The organism is Methylotenera sp. 1P/1 (assembly GCF_000384355.1).
GTDB lineage: Bacteria > Pseudomonadota > Gammaproteobacteria > Burkholderiales > Methylophilaceae > Methylophilus.
This window is the reverse complement of sequence record NZ_ARWC01000001.1, coordinates 2,620,731-2,633,071: the sequence shown is the minus strand read 5'-3', so window position 1 is coordinate 2,633,071 and position 12,341 is coordinate 2,620,731. Positions and strand designations below refer to the sequence as shown.

The following is a 12,341-nucleotide window of genomic DNA, read 5'->3' as shown; positions in this document are numbered from 1 at the left end:
TTCACGCAATCAAGGTGAAAATACTGACGGCAGGTCTCCTGGCTCTTAGGTCTTCATTGTTTTTAGGCCTTCCCACATCAAACAATGCAGTGGCAGCTAATCAAAACAACTCGCTAATTACAGTTGCGGGGGCAGCTTTGGCTTGAGGTTAGACATTACATGTTAACCCGTACCGAATTCCCTTTTATTTCAACGTTTGATAAAAAGTTGAAAACCGTAGTGACGTTAATGTAACCCAATATAATGTGGTTTATCAATACAAAAAACACAATATATTGAATATATTTATCTAAAATTGATTATCGCTTTGATTTTATTCAAGTTTTAAATTAGCTTTAAATTAATTTAAAATTAAAAAAACCTCATGTCTCCATGAGGTTTTTATGTGGCCTAACGCACACGACCTTATGCGCTAGATTTCACTCAATTGGACTAAGCAGTTGTCAAAGAAGTCCGCAGATTTTTTGCAACCTGCACCATGTGTGCTAACGCCTCCATCGTTTCTGGCCACCCACGCGTTTTCAGGCCGCAATCCGGGTTGATCCATAAACGATCGGCTGGAATCACTTCCAACGCACGCTGCATCAGCTTTTCCATTGAGGCTACCGTAGGCACGCGTGGCGAGTGAATATCATACACACCAGGGCCAATCTCATTCGGGTAGGCAAATGCGCCAAAGCCATCTAATAGCTCCATTGCTGAGCGTGAAGTTTCAATGGTAATCACATCCGCATCCATGGCCGCAATAGCTGGCAAAATATCATTAAACTCTGCGTAGCACATGTGTGTGTGAATCTGTGTCGTATCTTCTGCCACACTGGCAGATAACTTAAATGCACGCACTGCCCAATTTAAGTAATGCTCCCACGCGGCTTTTTGTAGCGGCAAGCCTTCACGCAACGCTGGCTCATCAATTTGAATAATGGCAATCCCCGCTTGTTGTAAATCGGCCACTTCATCGCGGATGGCTAGCGCTAATTGCAGTGCAGTCAAATAACGTGGCTGATCGTCACGTACAAACGACCACTGCAACATCGTCACCGGACCAGTCAACATGCCCTTCACCGGTTTGGCTGAGAGCGATTGTGCATAACGCGCATATTCCACGGTCATGGGGGTTGGTCGATACACATCGCCATAAATCACTGGCGGTTTTACGCAACGTGAGCCATAGCTCTGCACCCAACCATACTGAGTAAAGGCATACCCTGCCAATTGCTCACCAAAATACTCCACCATATCGTTACGCTCGGCTTCGCCGTGTACCAGCACATCCAGCTCCAGTGCTTCCTGCTGACGAACCGCATACTCAATGTGCTCCAGCATTTTGGCGTGATAATGCGTTTGTGGCAGCGTGCCTTTTTTAAAAGCTGCACGGGCGGCACGGATATCTGCAGTCTGCGGGAAAGAACCAATGGTAGTGGTAGGCAGTAGCGGCAATTGCAAGCGTGTTTTTTGCATAGCTTGGCGCGTTGTAAACGTACTGGCGCGGTTTTCATTGACAGTATCAATGTTGGCAATCCTAGCTTGCACCGTTTGATCATGCACGCGGGTAGATGCTTTGCGGCTAGCAATCGCCTGCCGTGATTGTGCAAGTGCCTCAGCCACTGGGGCATCCCCTTGATTAATCGCCTGCGCCAAAATATGAAGCTCATCTAACTTTTCATCGGCAAATGCTAACCAAGACTTAAGCTCCTTGTCTAACTGCTGCTCATGTCTAAGTGTGACTGGTGTGTGCAACAGTGAGCAGCTTGGTGCGATCCACAGACGTTCTTTTAAACGCTCGGCGGGCACTGCCAAGAGCGCGAGCGTTTTGTCCAAATCGTTACGCCAAATATTGCGGCCATCAATCACCCCGACAGAAAGCACCCAGTAGGCAGGCAATGCGTTCACCCATGGCAGTAATTGTTCTGGCGCACGCACTGCATCAATATGCAAACCATCCACTGGTAAATCAGTAATCACACTTTGGTAGCGCGTGATGTTGGCAAAGTAAGTCGTTAGCAATAGTTTAGGGCGCTGCGTTCTTAACCAAGCATAAGCACGCTGAAACGCTTTTAACCATTGATCATCTAAATCCAGCGCAAAAATGGGCTCGTCAATTTGCACCCACTCAATCTTTCTAATGTGTAGCTCTTGCAGCAAATGCGCGTATTGCTGGGCTAGCCCATCTAACAAATCCAGCGCATGGATGCCTTTAGCTTTGCTTAAATACAAAAAGCTGACCGGCCCCAACAACACAGGCTTTACGTTGGCATTTAACTTTTGCGCTTCGTCTAGTTGGGTTAAGAAGTCATGTGCATTTACCGAAAACTGTGTTTCCGCATTCAGCTCAGGTACGATGTAATGATAGTTGGTATCAAACCACTTGGTCATTTCCATGGCGGGTTGCTCAATATTGCCACGCGCTAATGCAAAATATGCAGTCTCCGGCGGTGCATTTTTTTCACCAAACGGTGGCTTGGCAAAGCGCTTAGGCGTTGCACCAAACAACACAGCGTGGTCTAGCACATGGTCGTATAAAGAAAAATCATTGCTACTGATATACGTGAGCTCTGCTGCCTGCTGTTTTTGCCAATGGTTGGCACGCAATTGTGCTGCTGTGTTTTGTAAATCCGATGCAGTCGTTTCACCACGCCAGAACGACTCTAACGCAAACTTAAGCTCACGTTGTTCACCCACACGCGGGTACCCTAAAATATGTGTTTGTGCCATGTGCTGCCCTTCGCTTTTGAAAAAGCGTTATTGTTGATGACACAACTTTATTAATAAAGCGAAAGTTTTTATGGTAAATTTGAATTTAATTCATACCTGATATTTAAACTACTCAAATGCTAGAAATTCGCCACCTAAAATCGCTCAAAGCCATTGCGGAAACCAACAAACTTGGCTTGGCCGCTCAACGTGTGTTTTTAACGCAGTCTGCGCTGTCGCATCAAATCAAAGCGTTAGAACAGCATTACGATATTGTGCTGTTCAAACGCATGCCGCAGGGCTTAACGTTTACCAAGGCCGGCGAACGTTTACTGGCGTTGGCGCATGAGCTATTGCCCGCCATTGAAAAAGCAGAGCGCGATTTGGTGCGCTTAAAAAGCAATCAGTCTGGAGAACTGCGGATTGTGCTGGAATGCCACACTTGCTTTGATTGGCTCACCCCAGTGATGGACAACTTTAGACGCGCTTGGCCCGAGGTGGAAATTGATCTAGTGGCCGGTTTTCACAGTGACCCTTGGCAACTCATTGATGAAGGCAAAGCCGATATTGTGATTGGCGGTTTACCGCAAAAGAATACGCACTTACCTTACCTGCCTTTATTCAAATTTGAAATCATGGCAGTGTTGCCAAATGACCATCGGCTTGCCAAAAAAACCAAGTTAGAGGCCAAAGATTTTGAAGGCGAAACGCTGATTACCTATCCGGTAGCCGATACTAGAATAGACGTGATTCAGCAAGTACTAGCACCTGCCGATATTCAGTATCACCGCCGCACTGCAGAATTAACCATCGCGATTATGCAACTGGTTGCCAGTCGGCGCGGAGTGGCTGCGCTGCCCAACTGGGGCATTCGTAGTTACGTGGATCATGACTATGTGATGGCCAAGTCCATCGGCAAGCAAGGTTTGTGGTCAAACTTATATCTGATTGCGTCACAAGAAACCATTACCAAGCAATATGTGATTGATTTAAATGAAATTATCAGAAATACCTGCCTAACTCAACTGGATGCGATTCAACTCATATAATCCAAGCCATCAGGTTAAATTGAAGTTAAGATGCGATAGTACTTTTAATTAAAGTATTGTGTTCGCTATGCCGTAAATACAATCAAAGCATGTTGCATAATGTATTTCGCGCTAATTGACGATGGATAACCTATGGCTTACGTATTAAGAAATGATCAAGGCAATATCATTGCCGCCAGTAGCACTGTTCAGGTGGAGACAAATTGGCAATTTCTGGAAAACAAACATCCGGACTATATTGCGTTTATTGAGGCAGAACTCAAACAGCATGCGGCGTTCCGCGAAAGTGATATTCAACTTGCCCGCGTACTAGAGGATTTGATTGAGATTTTGATTGAGCGCAATCTCATACAATTTACTGATTTCCCATCTGCTGCGCAAAAACGCTTGAATGACCGTCAATCCATGCGCTCAAAAAATCGGCTGTCTATGATTGTGGAAGACGAGGACGAGATGACGCTGCCCTTGCCTATGCACTTTTAAGCCATTACGGCGTTGGCATAGTTTGTTTAAAACTGGGGCGCTTAATCAACACATTGTAGTGTTTGGCTAAGTTAGGGAATTTATCTTGCCAGGTTTTCCCTTCCCAGCGCAATTGCTTAAAGCGCAAATCAAAGTAAGCCAAGCTACAGCCCAACGCGATATCCGCTAAGCTAAACGTTTCGTTCACGCACCATTTCTTTTTTAACAAATCCGCATCTAGCACGGCAAGCCCTTGCATCACTTTACTCATTTGCTTATCGATTTGCGTCTGCGATTGTTGCACCTCTGGCTTGCGCTGTTCCATCACAACTGCTACCGCTGCATCACACACACCATCAGCCAGCGCTTCCCAGCGGCGCACTTTGATTTTGGCAAGATGATCGTGCGGGATGAGTTGTGCCAAGGGTGTGCGGTGATCCAGATATTCCACAATCACGCGTGAGTCGTACAAAGCCTCACCATCATCCAACACCAGCACCGGCACTTTACCCAACGGGTTATGCTGACGCACTGGGCAATCCGGATCAGACAGCACCACCTCGTTCAACGCAATATCCACATGTTTTTCGAGCGCAACGATACGCACTTTACGTGCATACGGGCTATTGACGGTATAAAGAAGTTGCATAAAAGTGATGAATAAATGTAAAGAATGCCCATTATAATAGAATTATGACGACACCGCTTTTTACACAACAGTTTCCCCCGTATTCACCAGAATTTTTACAATTAGTGCATGCACAAGTCACGCTAGCGCTGCAAGAAGACATCGGCACAGGAGACTTAACCGCATCGCTCATTCCTGAGCATCAACAAGCACAAGCCTCCATTATTGCTAGAGAGTCAGCTGTCGTGTGCGGGCAAGATTGGTTGAATGCCTGCTTTCATCAGCTAGACCCGCAAGCCAAGATTGTGTGGCATGTTAAAGAAGGCGAAACGGTGCCTCCTAATCAACTGTTATGCGAAATTTCAGGACAAGCACGCGCACTGCTCACTGCTGAACGTACTGCGCTGAATTTTCTGCAAACGCTGAGTGCCACAGCGACGGCTACGCGGCAATACGTGGATGAAATTCAAGGCTTATCCACCGCAGTACTGGACACGCGCAAAACTATTCCCGGATTACGCTTGGCGCAAAAATATGCAGTGACCGTTGGCGGCGGACTGAATCAACGCTTGGCTTTGTACGATGGCATTTTGATTAAAGAAAACCATATTGCTACGGCGGGCAGCATTAGTGCCGCATTACATAGTGCGTTTAGTTTCCACCCCGGCGTGAGCACCCAAATAGAAGTAGAAAATTTAACGCAGCTAGAAGAGGCATTGCATGCTGGCGCAAAAAATATTCTGCTGGATAATTTTACCTTGGAGCAAATGCGCGTAGCAGTGCAGCTTAACCAACAACGTGCTGTGTTGGAAGCTTCTGGCAATGTGAGCTTGGCCACAATACGCACGATTGCAGAAACTGGCGTAGATAGAATTTCGATTGGTAGTTTAACCAAACATATCCGCGCAGTAGACCTAAGTATGCGTATTAAAATGCACTAAATTGCACTTTTTCGTTCATAATAGAATGAATATTTTTTACGACTCACTATGAACACAGTTACTCGTTCACATGCCCCAAAAATCTCCAGTAGACTCAATCTGGGTGAAGTGTTGCGCATGCTGGTTAATGATGGCCATATTGATAAAGTACAAGCGGAAAAGCTGTACAAAGACAGAAAAAAAGACAGCTCTAATCTGCACCCGATTGTGGTGATTGCAGAGCAAAAATGGAAAGATCTCAAGCCGCCACATAAGTCACTCTCGGTAGAGCAATTAAGTCACTTTATAGCGCATCACGCCAAAGTAGATTTTTACCATATTGACCCGCTCAAGTTAGATTTCTCCTCTGCCGCACAAGTCATGTCTAAGGCGTATGCAGAACGCCTAAAAATCATGCCGATTTCTGTCAAAGGCGATACTGCGACTATTGCCACGGCAGATCCTTTCCATGTGGAGTGGATTGCTGATTTAGAGCGTGTGCTCAATTTAAAAATCAAACTGGTGATGGCGAACCCGTTGGAAATCAATCGCTACTTGCCGGAAATTTACAATCTTGCCACCTCTATCAATCAAGCGAACCTTGCCAAGGCTGGCCAAATTGTTGGCGTACAAAACTTTGAGCAACTCATTGAGCTGGGTAAAGATAAAAACTTAGATGCCAACGAGCAACATGTGGTCAACATTGTAGACTGGTTGCTTAAATATGCGTTTGAACAACGTGCCAGTGACATTCATTTAGAGCCTCGCCGCAATGTTGGCACCATGCGTTTCCGTATTGATGGTGTGTTGCATCAAGTCTACCAACTGCCCAGCAACATCATGAACGCGATTACCAGCCGCATTAAGCTGCTGGGGCGGATGGACATGGTAGAAAAACGGCGCCCGCAAGATGGTCGCATCAAGACACTGAGCGGCGATGGCACCGAAATTGAGTTACGGCTTTCCACCATGCCCACGGCATTTGGTGAAAAATTGGTGATGCGGGTATTTACGCCGGATGTGATTGTGCAGGACTTTTTACAGCTTGGCTTCTCCAAAAAACAAGCTGAGCTTTGGGCACAATGGACCAAAGCACCCAACGGCATTATTTTGGTGACAGGGCCAACTGGTTCAGGCAAAACCACCACGCTATATTCCACACTCAAACAGCTCGCCACCCCCGAGGTCAATGTCAGCACGGTAGAAGACCCGATTGAGATGATTGAGCCTGCGTTTAATCAAATGCAGGTCACGCAAAACATAGGCTTGGGCTTTGCCGAAGGTATCCGCACACTGATGCGGCAAGACCCGGACATTATCATGGTGGGTGAGATTCGCGACCAAGCAACTGCGGACATGGCGATACAAGCTGCGCTGACGGGACACTTGGTGCTCTCCACTTTGCATACCAATGATGCGCCTTCTGCCGTCACCCGTTTGCTGGATTTGGGTGTGCCGTCTTATCTAATTCATTCCAGCATTTTAGGTATTATGGGGCAACGCTTGGTGCGTACCCTGTGCCAAGCTTGTAAAGTACCTACAGAGCTGACCGATGATGAGTGGAAATCAGTCACTTATCCATTCAGGGCCAATAAACCAACCACAGCCATGAAAGCAGTAGGATGCTTAGAATGCCGCAATACAGGTTACCGCGGGCGTAGTGGCATTTATGAAATGTTGACGTTTTCTAACAAAATTAGAAAACTCATCACGCCAGATACCGATTTGGCCGTACTGAGAAACCTTGCCTACCAAGAAGGCATGCAACCTTTGCTGCTGAATGGTGCGGAAAAAATTGCCGCTGGTTTAACGACGGTAGAAGAAGTGCTGAAAGTTGCGCCGCCGATTGAGCAATAATGAATAAATTAACTCGTTGGTAAAAAAGATAAAAGCCTAATACACATCGCGGCGATAGCGTCCAGCCGCAATCAATGTAGATAATCTCGCCTCACCCAATAATTCAAGCAGCACCCCATGCACGGCTGGTGCCATACCACTGGCGCTACCGCACACGTAAATAGCAGCACCCTCGTTTACCCACTGCAACACGTCAGGCCCTACCATCCTCAATACATCCTGCACATAGACACGCTCACCTTGGTCGCGTGAAAAGGCCGTTTCCACCCTGGCTAATACCCCTTGTTCACGCCAGCGCTCTAATTCGTCTTTAAAGTAAGCGTCGTGCTTGGCATTACGCTCACCAAAAATCAGCCAACTATTACGCTGCCCTGTGTGGGCACGCCACTTTAGATGCGCTCTTAATCCTGCAATCCCGGTACCATTTCCAATTAAAATCAATGGAATGTCATTTGCTGGCGGATGAAAAGCTGCATTCTCGCGTATGCGCACGGCAATATCACTATTCAAAGCTGCATATTCTGTTAGCCAGCCGGAGCCAATACCTAATCGGCCATCAGCGTAATGGGTTTGGCGAATCACAAGTTCCAGGCTGTTATCTTGCGGTATCGATGCAATCGAATACTCACGGTGCGGTAATGTTGTTAACCTCAGCAAGACTGCTTCGGCATCTAAACTGACTAACCCGTCAAAATCAGCAGCATCATGCGGCAGCAATTTGTTTTGTAATGCTTCATTAAAAGTCATACTCCCATCGCCCACACTTATCGCGCCATCTAAACCAAGGCGTTTAAGAAATGTATCGATAGATTTCTGTGCGTTTCGTGGCCCAACTTCTGCAATATCACCGGCTTGCCAATGCATGTCTTGCTGCGTAGAAAGTCTTAAATGGTAGACGGGGGCGCCTGCACTGCCTGCATTCAGCAATGTACGCTCAGTTAACTGCCAGTGTTGGTATTCCGGCGTTTTCCAGTCAGCCATTTCCGTGTCCTTTGCCAGCACACTGAGTTGGTATTGCCAATGTCTTAATGCCCCGTCATCGCTTTTGTCTACCTCGACCATATCGAATATAGGATTAGCATGCGTATGTTGCAACCAAGTATCCAGCGTGTGCCCAAAGCCGCAGAAGTGGGTATAGCTGGTATCCCCTAGCGCTAAAATAGCGTAGGCAAGATGCGTAAGACGCGTATCTTCTAGCATCACTTTATGTATAAACTCGACAGCATTGTCTGGTGCGTCACCTTCGCCCGTGGTACTGACTACAAACAATGCACGCGTGAAGCGTTTGAGCATATCTGTGTTGATTGCTGAAAGCGCGTGTATTTCAACAGCCAACCCTGCCAATTTGAGTGACTCTGCAGTTTTTTGAGCAAGCTGCTCAGCATTGCCAGTTTGGCTGGCATAGGCGACCAGAACGCTACTCTCGTCACCTAAATTTGCGTTCACTGGATTTTTGCTTGGCCGCGTTTGCGTTGCTGTCTTTCTATATCGCCAGATAATCCATCCACAAAACAGTAGATAAAGCGTAACGACAGCTGCCGCATTCAGAAGATGCGCCATACGAATATTTGCTGCGTAGGCTAAGCTAGGCAGAAAAAAAGTGAGTCCAACCAACGCATGTTTCATTACAAATTTCATTCCAGCATCGCCATCAATTGAGGAGATAAGTATTCTTTATCTCCTTCTGGTGTTTGTTCCATCAATAGCACAGCCACATCATGTTGCTCGGCATAACTTAACGCAGCTTGCGTACCCATCACGGTAAAAGCTGTTGCTAGTGCATCCGCAATCATGCACTGCGCATGCAGTACCGAAACAGACACCAATGCATTCGATGTGCGATTGATTGGGAAACCTGTTCTAGGGTCTATGGTATGGGCGTAATGCTGACCTTGGTAATCGAAATATCGTCGATAGTCACCAGAGGTGGCTACTGCCAACCCATGTAACGCAACAATGGACTCCGAGATCCCTGATGCGGATGGTGACATCTCAAGTGCAACCCACCATGGCTGCCCATCTGGTTTGATACCAGCACCAGATAGCTCTCCGCCGACTTCAATCAAATAATTCTCGATACCCGCAGCCTCTAGTGCTTGGGCGATTAAATCGACACTATAGCCTTTTGCAATACCCGAAAAATCCACATACAGATTTCCCGGTTGCAATACACGCATCCCTGACTGGTCTAGTTGTAACTTTTGCCAACCTGTATAGGCATGCACTGCTTCCACCTCAGATTTACTGGGCGGAGATATGCGCTGACCATTTGGACCAAATCCCCATAAGTTCACCACTGCACCAATGGTGGGGTCAAATGCGCCGTCGGTATCTGCTGCTATTGTTAATGCACAATCCAGCACTTGAAAAAAAGCGCTGGGCAACGTATGCCAAGTATTGGCACCTGCAGAATTAAACAGACTCAGGTTAGAGTCTGCTTGCCACGTACTCATTTGCGCCACCACCAAATCAAGCTCACGCTGTATCAATGTTTGAACAACTGTTTGTGATGATTGATCAGGATGGATGTAGCGGACAGTCCATGTAGTACCCATAGACTGTCCGCTGAGTGTGTGCAACGCTCCCGTAGGGAGTTTAGAGGGTAGTGATTGCAGGTTTTGTGGTATTAATACACGACGCATCTGCTTATTGTGGCAGTACTTCCAGCGTAACCACATACGCCAACGTGCGCTCTTTAGCTACTTTGTTCGATACTTTGTTATCTTTGAAATCAGCATCTAACCAGTACATACCAGCTTCCGGTAACGATACTTTCAACTTACCATTTTTATCGGTTTTGTAGGTTTTCTCTTCCGTATTATTTCTATAACGGGACTGAGAGCGAATAATGGCAACTTCCACCCCTTCAGTCGGTTTGCCATCGACCAAGAATGTCAATTCAACTGGCTCACCAGTCACCAAATCATTCGGATGTGTAGCGACCACTAATTCAAGACCTTTGCCCGTTGTCTTTAATGCCGTCGGCTTGCCCACGGTCACAAAGTTTTCCATGCGGCTATCTGTTTCAGATACTTGCAGGTCTTTTGCATCGGCAGGGACTTCTTTTGCCAATGCTTCTGCCGTACCCATAAAACGTTTAGGTTTATTCTCGGCATCTTTCCAACTTGCACGGAAACCAGAACGTAGCAGCTCTAAACGATAAGTACCTTGCTGCTCTAGCTTGGCATCAAATACGGTGCGGAGTTCACCTTTCATCACATTCACAGGCGTCACTTTACTGCCGTCAGGCGCAATAATGTTCAGGGCATCAATCACAAGCGGACGATGATCGATCATGAATGGAACGCTGGATGTTGCGGCGTCAAACGACACAAACTGTGGTGCAGAAAGTACGGTGCTAGATGGTGCAATCCAAACACCATGTGCATGCGCAACAGAAGCCGTTGCAGCTAGCGCTATAGATACTAGGGTCAATATGTGTTTCATAGCTATGTTCCTCAAAGATGTATATTTAGAAATTAGGGTTTCAGATCCACAATAATATCGCCCAGCTCTTGCTGCCCTGCCGCTTTCACCGTTTCGGCTTTCTTCACCGGCCAAGTAAATGGCACACGGACAATTTCACGGCCACCTTTTTCACGTGCAGACTCCACCGCAATGTTGTATTGGCCGGCAGGTAGATTGGCCAATGGCTCTTTACCTTCTACAAAGGTTAAGGCATGCTCACCCACCGCACGCGTAGCACCTGTGATGCCATCCATAGGCAAAGACTGATCGCGACCACTTTTACGCCACCACTGACGCAAGTCTTTGAGCCATTTATCGCTTTGCTCGCCTTTATCGGTTTTCTTTTGGCTATACCAAACAGCCAAATTCTTTTGAACACTTTGGTCAGGCTTTTCAACCCAAATCGCCACATAAGGACGATGATATTCAGACGTGTTGATTTGAGGCAGCGTCACTTTGACATTAATCTCCCCCGCGCCAGCTTGATTAGCAAACATGCCAGCCACTAAAGCCGGAATCAGTGCAGAAACCCAATTACGCATTTACAAACTCTCCTAATAACTTATTGAATAAACAACTTAATGAATAAATAAAATCACTAACACCAATGGCAAGACAATACCCAACCCAACCAAAGGCCATGTTGATGGACGGTTATTAGCATGCATGCTCAACATGCATAACCCTGTGATACTGAACACGAGCGCGGCAACAGAAAAGACATCTAAGAACCAGCTCCAAGCTGTTCCGGTATTTCTGCCTTTATGCAAATCATTCAAATAGGAAACCCAGCCACGTTCGGTAAGCTCATAGTTCACTTCACCACTGGCGCGGTCTATCACCAACCAGGCATCGCCGCCAGGGCGGGGCAATGACAAGTAGACTTCAGCGTCTGACCACTCACCCGGTACATTGGCCAACTCAACGCCGATCGCATTGCTCACCCAATCAGCAGTTGCCTTTGGCAAGACGGCTTTATCACTAGAGGGCGCAGCTTTAATCTGGTTTAACAGCGCTGGAGGCACGGTGGCTGATTTGTTAGAGACTACAGGCACCGATTCGATATGCGTTGCGTTGTTAAGCGTAATCCCCGTAATAGCAAACAGCAACATGCCGACAAGGCATGCAGCTGAGCTGATCCAATGCCAGCGATATAGATGCTTGAGCCAGAACGCCCTATTTTTCTGATGTAATTGATTTTGCATATCTGGCAGATATTGAATACGTTAAGTTTAATGTTACTTGCAATATGGATAACAAAGG

The 12,341-nt window shown here is 46.7% G+C and carries 11 protein-coding genes and 1 riboswitch; of the genes, 4 read left to right on the top strand and 7 right to left on the bottom strand.

The genetic code is table 11. The annotated features are described in order from the left end of the window. Window positions 1-10: 10 nt before the first annotated feature. A riboswitch (cobalamin riboswitch) is annotated at window positions 11-234 on the bottom strand. Between the two features lie 198 nt (window positions 235-432). After that, the gene (gene metE / locus A3Q3_RS0112795; RefSeq protein ID WP_020183992.1) at window positions 433-2,715 is read right to left on the bottom strand and encodes a 5-methyltetrahydropteroyltriglutamate--homocysteine S-methyltransferase; all 2,283 of its coding nucleotides are present in this window, start codon (window positions 2,713-2,715) and stop codon (window positions 433-435) included. Between the two features lie 116 nt (window positions 2,716-2,831). On the opposite strand from metE, the gene A3Q3_RS0112790 reads away from it, so the two are divergent. Both A3Q3_RS0112790 and A3Q3_RS0112785 read left to right on the top strand, forming a co-directional pair. Continuing rightward, window positions 2,832-3,743, top strand: coding sequence for a LysR family transcriptional regulator (locus A3Q3_RS0112790; RefSeq protein ID WP_020183991.1), 912 nt, complete (start codon window positions 2,832-2,834; stop codon window positions 3,741-3,743). Between the two features lie 132 nt (window positions 3,744-3,875). Beyond that, window positions 3,876-4,226: a hypothetical protein gene (locus tag A3Q3_RS0112785; protein WP_020183990.1), complete on the top strand. Its 351-nt coding sequence runs from the start codon at window positions 3,876-3,878 to the stop codon at window positions 4,224-4,226. A gap of 4 nt (window positions 4,227-4,230) precedes the next feature. Here the strand turns inward: A3Q3_RS0112785 and A3Q3_RS0112780 are convergent, their stop codons facing one another. Next, on the bottom strand, window positions 4,231-4,854 hold the full coding sequence (locus A3Q3_RS0112780; protein WP_020183989.1) for a glutathione S-transferase family protein: 624 nt from the start codon (window positions 4,852-4,854) through the stop codon (window positions 4,231-4,233). 44 nt (window positions 4,855-4,898) lie between these two features. On the opposite strand from A3Q3_RS0112780, the gene nadC reads away from it, so the two are divergent. Further along, window positions 4,899-5,774 (top strand): carboxylating nicotinate-nucleotide diphosphorylase, encoded by an 876-nt coding sequence (gene nadC, locus A3Q3_RS0112775; protein ID WP_020183988.1) that lies wholly within the window; start codon window positions 4,899-4,901, stop codon window positions 5,772-5,774. A gap of 48 nt (window positions 5,775-5,822) precedes the next feature. Next, entirely contained in the window at window positions 5,823-7,610 is a 1,788-nt protein-coding gene (locus A3Q3_RS0112770; RefSeq protein WP_020183987.1) for a GspE/PulE family protein, read from the top strand. Window positions 7,611-7,646: 36 nt separating this feature from the next. On the opposite strand, the gene A3Q3_RS0112765 is transcribed toward A3Q3_RS0112770, so the two are convergent. From A3Q3_RS0112765 to A3Q3_RS0112745, 5 genes are read right to left on the bottom strand one after another with little or no spacing between them, the layout of a single operon-like run. Beyond that, window positions 7,647-9,248, bottom strand: a complete 1,602-nt coding sequence (locus A3Q3_RS0112765; RefSeq protein WP_020183986.1) for a sulfite reductase flavoprotein subunit alpha — start codon at window positions 9,246-9,248, stop codon at window positions 7,647-7,649. Continuing rightward, window positions 9,245-10,252, bottom strand: a complete 1,008-nt coding sequence (locus A3Q3_RS0112760; RefSeq protein WP_026361926.1) for an FAD:protein FMN transferase — start codon at window positions 10,250-10,252, stop codon at window positions 9,245-9,247. Before A3Q3_RS0112760 ends, A3Q3_RS0112765 begins: the two co-directional genes overlap by 4 nt. Before the next feature lie 4 nt (window positions 10,253-10,256). Continuing rightward, window positions 10,257-11,057, bottom strand: coding sequence for a DUF4198 domain-containing protein (locus tag A3Q3_RS0112755; protein WP_020183984.1), 801 nt, complete (start codon window positions 11,055-11,057; stop codon window positions 10,257-10,259). A 32-nt stretch (window positions 11,058-11,089) separates the two neighbouring features. Next, window positions 11,090-11,620 (bottom strand): DUF2271 domain-containing protein, encoded by a 531-nt coding sequence (locus tag A3Q3_RS0112750; protein WP_020183983.1) that lies wholly within the window; start codon window positions 11,618-11,620, stop codon window positions 11,090-11,092. A 36-nt stretch (window positions 11,621-11,656) separates the two neighbouring features. Then, entirely contained in the window at window positions 11,657-12,283 is a 627-nt protein-coding gene (locus tag A3Q3_RS0112745) for a PepSY-associated TM helix domain-containing protein (RefSeq protein ID WP_026361925.1), read from the bottom strand. Window positions 12,284-12,341: the final 58 nt, after the last annotated feature.